The following is a 13,209-nucleotide window of genomic DNA, read 5'->3' on the forward strand; positions in this document are numbered from 1 at the left end:
CCTACGTCACTTGGCCGCGGCCGGGGCGTCCTCGCCGAGGAGCTTGCCGTCCGAGGTCTCGAACTGCTTCTTGAACTCGGTGATCGCGTCCGCGGCGGCGGTGAGGGTGTCGTCCGACATCTTGCCGCCCTCCTTGATGGAGGTCATGAGGCCCTGCTCCTTGCGGTGCAGGTACTCCAGGAGCTCCTTCTCGAAGCGGCGGATGTCGTCGACCGGTACGTCGTCCATCTTGCCGGTGGTCGCGGACCACACGGAGACGACCTGGTCCTCGGTGGGCATCGGCTGGTACTGCGGCTGCTTGAGCAGCTCGACCAGACGCTGACCCCGCTCCAGCTGGGCCTTCGACGCGGCGTCCAGGTCGGAACCGAAGGCGGCGAACGCCTCCAGTTCGCGGTACTGGGCGAGGTCGAGGCGCAGTCGGCCGGAGACCTGCTTCATCGCCTTGTGCTGCGCGGAACCACCGACTCGGGAGACGGAGATACCGACGTTCAGCGCGGGGCGCTGACCGGCGTTGAAGAGGTCCGACTCCAGGAAGCACTGGCCGTCGGTGATGGAGATGACGTTGGTCGGGATGAACGCCGAGACGTCGTTGGCCTTGGTCTCGACGATCGGCAGACCGGTCATCGAGCCCTTGCCCATCTCGTCGGAGAGCTTCGCGCAGCGCTCCAGCAGACGGGAGTGCAGGTAGAAGACGTCGCCCGGGTAGGCCTCGCGGCCCGGCGGACGGCGCAGCAGCAGGGACACGGCGCGGTAGGCGTCGGCCTGCTTGGAGAGGTCGTCGAAGATGATGAGGACGTGCTTGCCGTCGTACATCCAGTGCTGGCCGATGGCCGAACCGGTGTACGGCGCCAGGTACTTGAAGCCGGCCGGGTCGGACGCCGGGGCGGCGACGATGGTCGTGTACTCCAGCGCGCCGGCCTCTTCGAGCGCACCACGCACGGAGGCGATGGTGGAGCCCTTCTGGCCGATGGCGACGTAGATGCAGCGGACCTGCTTGTTCACGTCGCCCGAGCGCCAGTTGTCGCGCTGGTTGATGATCGTGTCGACGGCCAGGGCGGTCTTGCCCGTCTGGCGGTCGCCGATGATCAGCTGGCGCTGGCCGCGGCCGATCGGGGTCATCGCGTCGACGGCCTTGTAGCCGGTCTCCATCGGCTCGTGCACCGACTTACGGGCCATGACGCCCGGGGCCTGCAGCTCCAGCGCGCGGCGGCCGGTGGTCTCGATCTCGCCGAGGCCGTCGATCGGGTTGCCGAGCGGGTCGACGACGCGGCCGAGGTAGCCCTCGCCGACGGCGACGGACAGGACCTCTCCGGTGCGGGTGACCGGCTGGCCCTCCTCGACACCGCTGAACTCGCCGAGGATGACGGTACCGATCTCACGCTCTTCGAGGTTGAGCGCAAGACCGAGGGTGCCGTCCTCGAACTTCAGCAGTTCGTTGGCCATGGCCGAGGGCAGGCCCTCGACCTTCGCGATGCCGTCGCCGGCAAGGGTGACCGTACCGACCTCCTCGCGCGAGGCCGCGTCCGGCTTGTACGACTGGACGAAGTTCTCCAGCGCGTCCCGGATCTCCTCCGGCCGGATCGTGAGCTCCGCCATCTGGGTTCCCTGCTCTCCTTGTTGGGCCCGAAGTTTCACTTGGGGGGATGGGGGGACTCCCCCCTGAACGAGGTGAATCCTCTGCACGGCCCAACTCGGGCCGCCTTACTACGTCTTTGTTGTGGTGCTGCTAGCTCGCCATGCGGCGGCTGGCGTCATCGAGGCGGTCCGCGATGGAGCCGTTGATGACCTCGTCGCCGACCTGCACCCGGATGCCGCCGAGGACCTCGGGGTCCACGTCGATGTTCAGGTGCATGTGGCGGCCGTAGAGCTTCGCGAGGGCGGCGCCCAGGCGCTGCTTCTGCGGGTCGCTCAGCGGGACCGCCGTGGTGACGACCGCGACCAGGCGGCTGCGGCGCTCGGCGGCGAGCTTGGACAGGGACTCGAGTCCCGCTTCCAGGCTACGTCCCCGGGGCGCGGTCACCAGGCGCGTCACCAGTCGTTCGGTGGCCGGCTTGGCCCGGCCGCCGAGCAGGCCGCGCAGCAGCTCGCCCTTGGCCGTGGCGCTCGCGGCGCGGTCGGTCAGCGCGGCGCGCAGCCCGGTGTTCGAGGAGACGATCCGGCCGAACCGGAACAGCTCGTCCTCGACGTCGTCGAGCTCGCCCGACTGCTGGGCGGCGGTGAGGTCGGCGGTGGCCGCCAGCTCCTCCAGCGCGTCCACCAGGTCGCGGGACTGCGACCAGCGGGAGCGCACCATGCCGGACACCAGGTCGAGGGCGGGGCCGCCGACCTGACCGCCGAGCAGGCGCTCGGCCAGCTGGGCCTTGGCCTCGCCGTCCTGCGCCGGGTCGGTGAGGACCCGGCGCAGGGACACCTCACGGCCGAGCAGCGCGGTGACGGCGGCCAGCTCGTCGGCGAGCCGCGTCGCGGTCACGGACGTGGAGTCCGTCAGCGCGTCGAGACGCTCACGTGCGGCTGCCAGGGCCTCGCGGCTCGCTCCGTTCATCGAGCCGCCTCGGCCTTCTCCTCGAGTTCATCGAGGAAACGGTCGATCACGCGGCTCTGCCGGGCGTGGTCCTCCAGGGACTCGCCGACGAGCTTGCCGGCCAGGTCGGTGGCGAGCTTGCCCACGTCCTGGCGCAGTGCCTGCGAAGCGGCCTTGCGGTCGGCCTCGATCTGCGTGTGACCGGCGGCGACGATCTCCTCGCGCTGCCGCTGGCCTTCCGCGCGCATCTCGGCGATGAGCGTGGCGCCCTGCTCCTGCGCCTCCTGGCGCAGACGCGCGGCCTCGTGCCGGGCCTCGGCGAGCTGAGCCTTGTACTGCTCAAGAACGCTCTGTGCCTCGGTCTGGGCGGCCTCGGCCTTCTCGATACCGCCCTCGATGGCCTCGCGGCGCTCGTCCAGAACCTTGTTGATGTTCGGGAGGAGCTTCTTGGCGAGGAAGCCGAAGACGATGACGAAGGCGATCAGGCCGATGACGAGCTCTGGGATCGGCGGGACGAGAGGATTCTCCGTCTCGGCCGCCACAATGAGCAGCTGGCTCATGTCAGTGCCTTTCGTCTAGTGGGCTGTCGTGGATCCGAAGATCACTTGCCGTAGACAAACGGCATGACCAGACCGATGAGGGCGAGCGCCTCACAGAAGGCGAAGCCGAGGATCTGGTTGGCACGGATCAGGCCGGCAGCTTCGGGCTGACGGGCAAGAGCCTGGGTGCCGTTGCCGAAGATGATGCCGACGCCGACGCCGGGACCGATGGCGGCGAGGCCGTAACCGATGGAGCCGAGCGAACCGGAGACGGCGGCGAGGGTCTCAGTGGCAGCCATGCTGATTCTTCCTTCTCTGTACGGACCGGCGGGGGTTGGCCACCGGACGTTTAGGGGGTTCTGGAAAAAGGGGCAAGTCGGTGCGAGACGATCCGGGCGGTGCTCAGTGGTTCTCGGCGAGCGCGCCCTGGATGTACGTGCAGGTCAGCAGCACGAACACATACGCCTGCAGGGCCTGGATGAAGAGCTCGAAGGCCGTCATCACCAGGGTCATGATGAACGAGACGCCCGCGTACGCGATCCCGATGCCGTTCAGCAGGTACCAGCTGGCGATGGTGAACAGCAGCAGCAGGGTGTGGCCGGCGAACATGTTCGCGAACAGTCGCACCGCGTGCGTGAACGGGCGGACGAGCAGGTTCGAGAAGAACTCGATGACCATGGCCAGCGGGAGAACCGCTCCGAGCGACTTGTCGTAGCCGGTGACGTTCTTGAAGAAGCCCACGAAGCCATGGCGCTTGAAGGTCAGGGAGACCCACAGGACGTAGACGATGAGGGCCAGCACCAGCGGGTACGAGATGATCGCGGTGACCGGGAACTGGGCGAGCGGGACGATCGACCAGAGGTTCATCATCCAGACGAAGAAGAACAGCGAGACGACCAGCGGTACGTACTTCTCGCCTTCCTTCTTGCCGATCGTCTCGTAGACGACGCCGCGGCGGACGAAGTCGTAGCCGGCCTCGGCGACCATCTGCAGCTTCCCCGGGACGACCTTCGGCTTGCGGAAGGCGGCCCAGAAGAACCCGACGATGATGATCGAACCAAGCAGCGCCAGCAGCATCGTCTTGTTGAAGTAGACGTTGCTGTCACCATCCCCGAAAAGGGGCTTGAACAGGAACGAGTGCAGGCCGGGAGCCGGGAAGCCACAGCCGTCGAAGATGTGGCAGTCGGTCTCGAAGGCGAGCACCTGCGTCGGGTCAGCACTCACCGCGGGCTCCTTCAGCGTGGCGCATAGGTACGGCAACCTCGTTGTGTCGGCGCGGCGCACGGCCGCGGTTCGGCACTGGACTGGTGTTACGGATGTGGGGGCGGCAGTGGGGCATCAAGCCTCGCGATTGAGCAGGCGTCAGCTCAGATGCCCGCGCCCGCGATGCCGCAGTTGGCACCGGACGATAGCAGGATCTCTTACGCCCTCTTATACCGGCCCTACCTCTCACGACGAGTGCCCCGACTTCTCGGGCTCGACGTAGAGGATTTTGGCCTTCATGTGGGCACGGGTCTGCGCGGCGGTCCAGATGATGGTGTCGACGAGCAGCGTGAACGCGAAGGCCTTGGGATTGAAGAGCGTGGTGTGCTTGAACGCGGCGAGGAAAATGAACAGCAGCAGAATCTGCGCCGCGAAGAGCATGAGGCCCATCGCCTGGAACAGGTGCGGAAGCGATTTGGCAGTGCGCTGCAGAACGTAGAGCCCGATTCCCATGAAGAGGATCACGATCAGCGTCGCAACGGCTGCCCCGACAGCTCCTTTGCCGCCCGCGACCACGCCACTGACGACGGCGGCAATCGCGCCGACGGCAGCTGTGGGCACAGCGGCCTGAAGGAGAATCCGGGCGTCATTGGACGGCATGGCGGCAACTCCGCTTGCTAAGGGGGGCGTGTCGTCATGGACGAGCGTAGTCCCGGGATGAGAGAGAACCTCACGCCAATGGACCGTCGCACTACGGTCCTTCGGCTCTGTCCCGGGTTCTCGTGAACCGTATCACAAACTATTTGATGCGGTCTTTACCTAGAAGGTGTGCTTGCTGTCACACATGAGAGTGACAGTGCGCGTCTGTGCAAAATAGCGGCCAACTTGTCTGGTATAGGGAGGCTTTGTCCCCCCACGAGATGGCAACGCTTTAGTCAGATTCTTACCTTGGCGTCAGCGCGAGGACTCCGCTTTACGACCGTCGAGAAGGCGCGAACGGGCACCGACCGCAGTCGCTCCGTTGACTCCTGACACACCGGAAGCAACCGGCGGGCGCGGGTCACGGTCTTCCTCCGCCAACACCACGACAGGGTCAACTCCGGCCCTCCGGCGGCGATATCGCGGCGGCACCAGGTGCTCGGCCCAGCGCGGCGCCCGCGGCGTGAAGCGCGGCAGCAGGAGCAGCACGAGCCCGATCGCGCTCATGAACACGATGCCGAGGACGATCCACATCGAGGCCGAGTTGACCGAGTACGACAGAGCACCGAACGCGATCAGCGCCGACCAGAAGTACATGATCAGCACCGCCCGGCTGTGCGAGTGGCCGATCTCCAGGAGCCGGTGGTGCAGATGGCCGCGGTCCGCGGCGAAGGGCGACTGACCCCGCCAGGTGCGCCGCACGATGGCCAGCACCAGGTCGGCGGCCGGCACCGCGATGATCGTCAGCGGCAGCAGCAGCGGGATGTACACGGGCACCGTCTGGTGCACCGCCGCCTTCTCGGAGCCGACGAACAGCTGGAGCGCGTCCGGGTCGACCTGTCCCGTGATGGAGATCGCACCCGCGGCCAGCACCAGGCCGATCAGCATCGACCCGGAGTCGCCCATGAAGATCCGGGCGGGGTGCATGTTGTGCGGCAGGAAGCCGAGGCACATGCCCATCAGGATCGCCGAGAAGAGCGTGGCCGGGGCGGCGGCCTCGATGCCGTACGAGTACCAGATCCGGTAGGCGTACAGGAAGAACGCGGCGGCGGCGATGCAGACCATGCCGGAGGCCAGGCCGTCGAGGCCGTCGACGAAGTTCACCGCGTTGATGGTGATGACGACCAGGGCGACCGTGAGCAGCGTGCCCTGCCACTGGGTCAGCGCCACGTTGCCGACGCCCGGGATGGGCAGCCACAGGATCGTCAGACCCTGCATGACCATCACGCCGGCGGCGATCATCTGGCCACCCAGCTTGATCAGGGCGTCGATCTCGAACTTGTCGTCCAGGACCCCGATCAGCCAGATCAGGGCCGCTCCGGAGAGCAGGGCGCGCGGCTCGTTCGAGTTCTGGAAGACCTCGCTGAGGTTGGTCAGGTGGTCGGCGACCAGCAGGCCGGCGCACAGACCGAAGAACATGGCGATACCGCCGAGCCGCGGAGTCGGTTCCCGGTGCACGTCGCGAGCCCGGATCTCCGGCATCGCTCCGGCCACGATCGCGAACTTACGCACCGGCCCGGTCAGCAGATACGTCACCGCGGCCGTCACGCAGAGCGTCAGCAGGTATTCACGCACAGGCTTCCCCACAGGTCTCGCTGGCCATCACAGCCCCACACCCTAGCGAGGCGCGCATATGGTTGGGGACTTCCGGGTAGCGACGATGGTTGCACGTGTGGCTGTGCACCTCGGTACGGGTACCCCCGTTCAGCCCGGATAGGGCGGGAATCCACCCACAAGATCCCGCACCTCGTCACGGGCCCGCCGGGTGTCGACCCGGCCGCGCAGAACCCCCGCGAACAGGGCCGCGATGGTCGCCATCTCGCCCTCGCCCATGCCCTGCGTGGTGACCGCGGCGGTACCCAGCCGCAGCCCGCGCGCGTCGCCGTGCGGGAGCGGACAGCAGTCCAACACCAGCCCCGCAGCGGCGAGTTGACCCCGTGCGGTGCGTCCGTCGACGCCCAGGGGCAGCGGGTCGGCGGTGATGAGGTGGGTGTCCGTACCGCCGGTGGTGACGGCGAACCCCTCCCCCGCCAGCCCCGCCGCGAGCACCCGGGCGTTGGCGACCACCTGATGGGCGTACGCCGTGAAGGCCGGGGTCGCCGCCTCGCCGAACGCGACGGCCTTGGCGGCGACGGTGTGCATCTGCGCCCCGCCCTGGGTGAACGGGAACACCGCCCGGTCGACCCGCTCCGCCAGCCCGCTCCCGCACAGCAGCAGCCCGCCGCGCGGCCCGCGCAGCACCTTGTGCGTGGTCGCGCAGACGATGTCGGCGTACGGCACCGGGTTCGGCGCCGCGCCCCCGGCGACCAGGCCGATGGGATGCGCGGCGTCGGCGATGAGGCAGGCGCCCACCTCGTCGGCGACCTCGCGGAAGAAGGCGTAGTCGATGTGCCGGGGATAGGCGATGGACCCGCAGACGATCGCCTTGGGACGATGTGTGCGGGCCAGGGAGCGCAGCTGCGCGTAGTCGATGATCCCGGTCTCGGCGTCGACCCCGTAGCCCACGAAGTCGAACCAGCGCCCGGAGAAGTTCGCCGGCGACCCGTGCGTGAGATGCCCGCCGTACGGGAGTCCCAGCGCGAGGACGGTGTCGCCGGGCCGCAGCAGTGCCGCGTAGGCCGCCAGCACGGCCGAGGACCCGGAGTGCGCCTGCACGTTGGCGTGCTCGGCCCCGAACAGCGCCTTCGCCCGTTCCACGGCGACGCGCTCGGCGACGTCGACGATCTCGCAGCCGCCGTGGTGGCGGGCGCCGGGGTATCCCTCGGCGTACTTGTTGGCGAGCGGCGAGCCGAGCGCGGCCAGCACGGCGGGCGAGGTGAAGTTCTCGGCGGCGACCAGCTGAAGCGTCGTCGACTGCCGTGTCAGCTCCCCGAGCAGGATCTCCGCCAGCTCGGGGTCCTGCCGGCGCAGGACATCGGCCTCAGGGGCGGGGACGACCGACATGGTGGACTCCGGGGCGTCGACGATGACGTACGTCCAATGTAGGCCCGGGCCGGGCGCGGCGCGCGGCCGTAGCCGGGTAGCGCGCCGGGCCACCGGCGGGCCTCCGCCGGTCCGGCCGCCGCCGGGGTTCAGGTCTTCGCGGGGACACCCGTCAGCGCTGTCACCACCGGGTCGATGGCCTGGTGTATCTCGTCCCCGATGGAGCGGAAGAACGGCAGGGGCGCCCCGTACGGGTCGAAGACCTCGTCCGCTTCCGCGGTGGGAGCCAGGAGCCAGCCGCGGAGGGCCGCCGCCGCGCGGACCAGGGCGCGGGCGCGGGCCACCATGCCGTCCTCCAGGGGCGGCAAGGTCGTCGGGTCTATCGCCTTCACCAGGCGGGTGAACTCCTTGAGGGTGAAGGTGCGCAGGCCCGCCGAGTGGCCCATCGAGATGACCTGGGCCCGGTGGTCCCGGGTGGCCGTCAGCACCAGGTCGGCGCGGATCACATGGTCGTCGAGCAGCTCGCGGCCGGTGAACCCGGAGGGGTCCGCGCCGAAGTCGGTGAGGACCGTCGCCGCGTTGGTCTCCATGGGTGCGCCCTCATGGCCCCACGTCCCGGCGCTCTCCACGATCAGCCCGCCCCACAGCGGGTCGCCGAGCCGGTCCGCCAGGGCATGGCGGGTCAGCCGCTCGGTGATCGGCGAGCGGCACACGTTGCCGGTGCTGACGTGGAGGATGCGGAAGCTGTCCATGGGGAGCCCGAAGGTTCCCGTCACTTCCCCGTTGCCTATGCCACGCCCCGCGTCAGGGGCTGTCAATTCGCCACCTCGAGGTCGGGTACGACCTTGCGCAGCTCCTCCGCCGAGATCGCGCCCGCGCGCAGCAGCAGCGGTACCTCGCGGGTGACGTCGACGATCGACGACGGCACGTTGCCGGGCGTCGGACCGCCGTCGAGGTACACGGAGACGGAGTCGCCGAGCATCTGCTGGGCCGCGTCGCAGTCCTCGGGCGAGGGGTGGCCCGTGAGGTTGGCGGAGGAGACGGCCATCGGGCCGACCTCGGTGAGCAGTTCGATGGCGACCGGGTGCAGCGGCATCCGGACGGCGACCGTGCCCCGGGTGTCCCCCAGGTCCCACTGCAGCGACGGCTGGTGCTTGGCGACCAGTGTGAGGGCGCCGGGCCAGAACGCGTCGACGAGTTCCCAGGCCAGCTCGGAGAAGTCCGTGACGAGGCCGTGCAGCGTGTTCGGGGAGCCGATGAGGACGGGGGTGGGCATGTTGCGGCCCCGGCCCTTGGCGTCCAGGAGATCGGCGACGGCCTCCGAGGAGAACGCGTCGGCCCCGATGCCGTAGACCGTGTCGGTCGGCAGGACCACGAGTTCGCCCCGGCGGACGGCGGACGCGGCCTCGCGCAGACCCGTCGTGCGGTCGGTCGCGTCATTGGTGTCGTATCGCCGTGCCATGTCTAACAGGCCTCCTCGTACGCGTACTGCTGCGGGTCGATGGTCCGGGCGGCGGTCACGGCGTCGCCCGGCGGGCGGTCGCGAAGCGCGGGCGGTTGTTGAGATCGGGATGGTCGGCCGCGTCGGCCCAGCCACGTTCCTCGGTGAAGATCCACGGCACCTGGCCGCCCTGGGTGTCGGCGTGCTCGATGACGACGACGCCGCCGGGGCGCAGCAGCCGGTGCGCGGTGCGCTCGATGCCGCGGATCAGGTCGAGGCCGTCCTCCCCGGAGAACAGGGCGAGTTCGGGGTCGTAGTCCCGGGCCTCGGGAGCGACGTACTCCCACTCCGTGAGCGGGATGTACGGCGGGTTGGAGATGACCAGGTCGACATGGCCGTCGAGGTCGGGGAAGGCGTCCAGGGCGTTGCCCTGCCGCAGGTCGACGCGGGAGCCCGCCATGTTCTTGCGGGTCCACTGGAGGGCGTCCTCGGACAGCTCCACGGCGTGCACCCGGGACCGCGGGACCTCCTGCGCGAGGGCGAGCGCGATGGCTCCGGACCCGGTGCAGAGGTCGACGATCAGCGGCTCGACGACGTCCATCGCGCGGACCGCGTCTATGGCCCAGCCGACCACCGACTCGGTCTCGGGGCGCGGCACGAACACCCCCGGCCCGACCTGGAGTTCCAGGTACCGGAAGAAGGCGCGGCCGGTGATGTGCTGGAGCGGCTCACGCTGCTCGCGCCTGGCGATGGTCTCCCAGTAGCGGGCGTCGAAGTCCACGTCCTTCACGGAGTGCAGCTCGCCCCGCTTCACACCGTGCACGAACGCGGCGAGCTCCTCCGCGTCGTTGCGCGGCGAGGGCACGCCGGCGTCGGCCAGCCGCTGGGTGGCCTGGGCCACCTCTGCTAGCAGCACCCCCCGGGGGTTTGGGGGTCGCTCCCCAAATGATTGCTGCACGCATGTCCTCCGTGTCGTACCGTGTCGTACTCGTCCGTGCCGAACCGTGCCGTGCCTTACGCCGCCGCGAGCTTGGCGGCCGAGTCCGCGTCCACGCAGGCCTGGATCATCGCGTCGAGGTCGCCGTCGAGGACCTGGTCCAGGTTGTACGCCTTGAACCCGACGCGGTGGTCCGAGATGCGGTTCTCCGGGAAGTTGTACGTGCGGATCTTCTCGGAGCGGTCGACCGTGCGGACCTGGCTGCGGCGGGCGTCGGCGGCGTTGCGCTCCGCCTCCTCCTGCGCCGCGGCGAGCAGCCTGGAGCGCAGGATACGCAGTGCCTGTTCCTTGTTCTGCAGCTGGCTCTTCTCGTTCTGGCAGGAAGCGACGACTCCGGTCGGAATGTGCGTGATGCGCACCGCGGAGTCGGTCGTGTTGACGGACTGCCCGCCGGGGCCCGAGGAGCGGTAGACGTCGATGCGGAGGTCGTTCGGGTTGATCTCGACGTCGACCTCCTCCGCCTCGGGGGTGACGAGGACACCGGCCGCGGAGGTGTGGATACGGCCCTGGGACTCGGTCGCCGGGACGCGCTGCACGCGGTGCACTCCGCCCTCGTACTTCAGGCGGGCCCAGACCCCCTGGCCGGGCTCGGTCGCGCCGTTGCCGCCCTTGGTCTTCACGGCGACCTGGACGTCCTTGTAGCCGCCCAGCTCGGACTCGGTGGCGTCGATGATCTCGGTCTTCCAGCCGACGCGCTCCGCGTACCGCAGGTACATGCGCAGCAGGTCGCCGGCGAAGAGCGCGGACTCGTCGCCGCCGGCGCCCGCCTTGATCTCCAGGATGACGTCCTTGTCGTCGCTGGGGTCGCGCGGGACCAGCAGGAGGCGCAGCTTCTCCGTGATCTCTTCGCGCTGCTTCTCCAGCTCCTTGACCTCGGCCGCGAACTCCGGGTCGTCGGCGCCGAGTTCACGCGCGGTGTCGATGTCGTCGCCGGTCTGCTTCCAGGAGCGGTACGTGGCGACGATCGGGGTGAGCTCGGCGTAGCGCTTGTTCAGCTTGCGCGCGTTGGCCTGGTCGGCGTGGACCGACGGGTCGGCGAGCTTCTTCTCAAGGTCGGCGTGCTCGCCGATGAGGTCCTCGACAGCCTCGAACATCTTGGGCTCCTGGAATGCGGTGGAGAAAGGGAAGGCGGGCGACCAAAAACGCCGGTCACGGCGCGCCTGTGAAGGGCGCGGCCGTGGACCGGCGAAGTTGAGGCTCGCTACTTCTTGGAGCCGGCTGCAGCCTTGCCGAAGCGGGCCTCGAAGCGGGCCACGCGGCCACCGGTGTCGAGGATCTTCTGCTTGCCCGTGTAGAACGGGTGGCACTCGGAGCAGACCTCGGCGCGGATGTTGCCGCTCGTGATCGTGCTGCGGGTGGTGAACGACGCGCCGCAGGTGCAGCTGACCTGGGTCTCGACGTACTCGGGGTGGATCTCGCGCTTCAAGGTATCTCCTAGTTTCGGGAGGGCACCGGGTCGCTCCGCGGGTTGCGGGACGTGAACCGGGGCCGACTGTCCAGTCTGCCAGGACTGGAGCCATCTCCCAAAACGGGGGCCTTGGGTGATCTATTCCCCGCGGACCGTGGGGCGCACCCGCGGGCCGTACTACGACGTCACGACACCCTTGGCGTCGCCGGTCGCCGTGCCCTTCGTCGCCGCCGCCGGGATCGCCTGGTCGTTCTTCAGGGCCGTCCACACCAGCTGGGCCTTGGACTTCTCGATGATCACCCGGTTCGGGTCGGCCGGGTCGTACGCGACCGGCATCGTGACCATGTTCATGTTCGTGGAGCTGATGCCCTTGAGGCCGTCGGCGAAGGACGTGAGGGAGTTGACCGAGCCGAGGTCGGAGTCGGTGGTGACGGCCTGGGTGGCGGTGTCGGCGAGCTGGTACAGCTTGGTGGGGCTGGTCAGGACGCCGATGTGCTTGACCTGGTTGACGAGCGCCTTGATGAACGCCTGCTGGAGCTGGATGCGGCCGAGGTCGGAGCCGTCGCCGACGCCGTGCCGGGTGCGGACCAGGCCGAGGGCCTGCGAGCCGTTGAGGGTGTGCCGGCCGGCCTTGAGGTTCAGGTGGCTCTGCGGGTCCTTGATGTCCTTCGTGGTGGTGATCTGGACGCCGCCGAGTTCGTTGATGAGCTTCTCGAAGCCCGCGAAGTCGACTTCGAGGTAGTGGTCCATGCGCAGTCCGGAGATGGACTCGACGGTCTTCACGGTGCAGGCCGCGCCGCCGGTGGAGTACGCCTCGTTGAACATCACGGCGTGCGCCGCGTCGTGCGTGACGCCCTTGGTGTCGGTGCACTCGGGGCGGTCCACGAGGGTGTCGCGCGGGATGGAGACCACGCTGGCCTTCTTGTGGCCCTTGTAGACGTGGATGATCATCGCGGTGTCGGAGCGGGCGCTGCCGTCGTCGGTGCCGCCGCCCAGCTTCTTGTTGGTGCCGGAGCGGCTGTCGGAGCCGAGGACCAGGATGTTCTCGGAGCCGTTGTCGACCTTGACCGGCCGGTCGGTGCCGAGGGCCTGGTTGATGTCGACGCTCTTGATGTTGCCGTTGAGCTTGAAGTACACGTACCCGGCGCCGGTACCGCCCAGCACCACGACGCCCGCGGCGACCCAGGCCGTGATGAGCAGGGCCCTGTGCCGCGGACTGCGGTCCTTCTTACGGCCTTTCGCGCGGTGGCGCGGGCCGTCGTTGCCGTCCTTGCCCGGTATGGCGGGCTCCGGCGTGCTCTCGGCGGACATGGGCTCCTCGCATCTCGTTCCGGTCGGGTACCCCCTGCTTTCAGGGTTCAGGCCTGGCCGAAGCGACTGATAGCGCTCAATCCTCGCTCTATGGTCGCTCCACCAGGTCAGACAGGGAAACTCGGGAAAGGGTTGCACGACGCAGAGTGCCCATCGCGTACGGCGATG

14 protein-coding genes are annotated in these 13,209 nt (G+C 68.8%); all 14 read right to left on the reverse strand.

Annotation, left to right across the window (positions count from 1 at the left end; all coding sequences use genetic code 11):
• Positions 1–6 precede the first annotated feature (6 nt).
• Positions 7–1,596, reverse strand: coding sequence for a F0F1 ATP synthase subunit alpha (atpA, locus tag ACIPTO_RS39895; RefSeq protein WP_328828806.1), 1,590 nt, complete (start codon positions 1,594–1,596; stop codon positions 7–9).
• Between the two features lie 130 nt (positions 1,597–1,726).
• Positions 1,727–2,542: a F0F1 ATP synthase subunit delta gene (locus ACIPTO_RS39900; protein ID WP_401200168.1), complete on the reverse strand. Its 816-nt coding sequence runs from the start codon at positions 2,540–2,542 to the stop codon at positions 1,727–1,729.
• On the reverse strand, positions 2,539–3,081 hold the full coding sequence (locus tag ACIPTO_RS39905; RefSeq protein WP_366325330.1) for a F0F1 ATP synthase subunit B: 543 nt from the start codon (positions 3,079–3,081) through the stop codon (positions 2,539–2,541). The genes ACIPTO_RS39900 and ACIPTO_RS39905 overlap by 4 nt, the downstream gene beginning before the upstream one ends.
• 41 nt (positions 3,082–3,122) lie before the next feature.
• Positions 3,123–3,359 carry an ATP synthase subunit C gene (locus ACIPTO_RS39910; protein ID WP_019060721.1) on the reverse strand — a complete coding sequence of 79 codons (237 nt, stop codon included), beginning with the start codon at positions 3,357–3,359 and terminating at the stop codon, positions 3,123–3,125.
• Between the two features lie 103 nt (positions 3,360–3,462).
• Complete coding sequence (gene atpB / locus ACIPTO_RS39915) at positions 3,463–4,284, reverse strand: F0F1 ATP synthase subunit A (RefSeq protein ID WP_366325332.1); 822 nt, start codon at positions 4,282–4,284, stop codon at positions 3,463–3,465.
• Between the two features lie 225 nt (positions 4,285–4,509).
• Positions 4,510–4,923, reverse strand: a complete 414-nt coding sequence (locus ACIPTO_RS39920; protein WP_366325334.1) for a hypothetical protein — start codon at positions 4,921–4,923, stop codon at positions 4,510–4,512.
• 294 nt (positions 4,924–5,217) lie between these two features.
• Positions 5,218–6,537 carry an MraY family glycosyltransferase gene (locus ACIPTO_RS39925; protein ID WP_366325336.1) on the reverse strand — a complete coding sequence of 440 codons (1,320 nt, stop codon included), beginning with the start codon at positions 6,535–6,537 and terminating at the stop codon, positions 5,218–5,220.
• A gap of 129 nt (positions 6,538–6,666) precedes the next feature.
• Complete coding sequence (gene glyA / locus ACIPTO_RS39930; RefSeq protein WP_401200326.1) at positions 6,667–7,905, reverse strand: serine hydroxymethyltransferase; 1,239 nt, start codon at positions 7,903–7,905, stop codon at positions 6,667–6,669.
• Positions 7,906–8,033: 128 nt separating this feature from the next.
• Positions 8,034–8,702: a protein-tyrosine-phosphatase gene (locus tag ACIPTO_RS39935; RefSeq protein WP_366325340.1), complete on the reverse strand. Its 669-nt coding sequence runs from the start codon at positions 8,700–8,702 to the stop codon at positions 8,034–8,036.
• On the reverse strand, positions 8,699–9,346 hold the full coding sequence (locus ACIPTO_RS39940) for an L-threonylcarbamoyladenylate synthase (protein ID WP_266772590.1): 648 nt from the start codon (positions 9,344–9,346) through the stop codon (positions 8,699–8,701). Before ACIPTO_RS39940 ends, ACIPTO_RS39935 begins: the two co-directional genes overlap by 4 nt.
• Before the next feature lie 55 nt (positions 9,347–9,401).
• Positions 9,402–10,241 carry a peptide chain release factor N(5)-glutamine methyltransferase gene (gene prmC / locus ACIPTO_RS39945; RefSeq protein WP_366325342.1) on the reverse strand — a complete coding sequence of 280 codons (840 nt, stop codon included), beginning with the start codon at positions 10,239–10,241 and terminating at the stop codon, positions 9,402–9,404.
• Positions 10,242–10,339: 98 nt separating this feature from the next.
• Positions 10,340–11,416, reverse strand: coding sequence for a peptide chain release factor 1 (gene prfA / locus ACIPTO_RS39950; RefSeq protein ID WP_366325344.1), 1,077 nt, complete (start codon positions 11,414–11,416; stop codon positions 10,340–10,342).
• Positions 11,417–11,523: 107 nt separating this feature from the next.
• Positions 11,524–11,748: a 50S ribosomal protein L31 gene (rpmE, locus tag ACIPTO_RS39955; protein WP_266772584.1), complete on the reverse strand. Its 225-nt coding sequence runs from the start codon at positions 11,746–11,748 to the stop codon at positions 11,524–11,526.
• 159 nt (positions 11,749–11,907) lie between these two features.
• Positions 11,908–13,041 carry an LCP family protein gene (locus tag ACIPTO_RS39960; RefSeq protein WP_366325346.1) on the reverse strand — a complete coding sequence of 378 codons (1,134 nt, stop codon included), beginning with the start codon at positions 13,039–13,041 and terminating at the stop codon, positions 11,908–11,910.
• Between the last annotated feature and the right edge of the window lie 168 nt (positions 13,042–13,209).

The organism is Streptomyces sp. NPDC090083 (assembly GCF_044747445.1).
GTDB lineage: Bacteria > Actinomycetota > Actinomycetes > Streptomycetales > Streptomycetaceae > Streptomyces.

What these genes read in the sequence shown, in the direction of transcription:
- ACIPTO_RS39920 (WP_366325334.1), bottom strand. Translation starts at nt 4,923, where the DNA reads ATGCCGTCCAATGACGCCCGGATTCTCCTTCAGGCCGCTGTGCCCACA.
- glyA (WP_401200326.1), bottom strand. Translation starts at nt 7,905, where the DNA reads ATGTCGGTCGTCCCCGCCCCTGAGGCCGATGTCCTGCGCCGGCAGGAC.
- atpA (WP_328828806.1), bottom strand. Translation starts at nt 1,596, where the DNA reads ATGGCGGAGCTCACGATCCGGCCGGAGGAGATCCGGGACGCGCTGGAG.
- ACIPTO_RS39905 (WP_366325330.1), bottom strand. Translation starts at nt 3,081, where the DNA reads ATGAGCCAGCTGCTCATTGTGGCGGCCGAGACGGAGAATCCTCTCGTC.
- ACIPTO_RS39910 (WP_019060721.1), bottom strand. Translation starts at nt 3,359, where the DNA reads ATGGCTGCCACTGAGACCCTCGCCGCCGTCTCCGGTTCGCTCGGCTCC.
- ACIPTO_RS39960 (WP_366325346.1), bottom strand. Translation starts at nt 13,041, where the DNA reads ATGTCCGCCGAGAGCACGCCGGAGCCCGCCATACCGGGCAAGGACGGC.
- ACIPTO_RS39900 (WP_401200168.1), bottom strand. Translation starts at nt 2,542, where the DNA reads ATGAACGGAGCGAGCCGCGAGGCCCTGGCAGCCGCACGTGAGCGTCTC.
- ACIPTO_RS39940 (WP_266772590.1), bottom strand. Translation starts at nt 9,346, where the DNA reads ATGGCACGGCGATACGACACCAATGACGCGACCGACCGCACGACGGGT.
- prfA (WP_366325344.1), bottom strand. Translation starts at nt 11,416, where the DNA reads ATGTTCGAGGCTGTCGAGGACCTCATCGGCGAGCACGCCGACCTTGAG.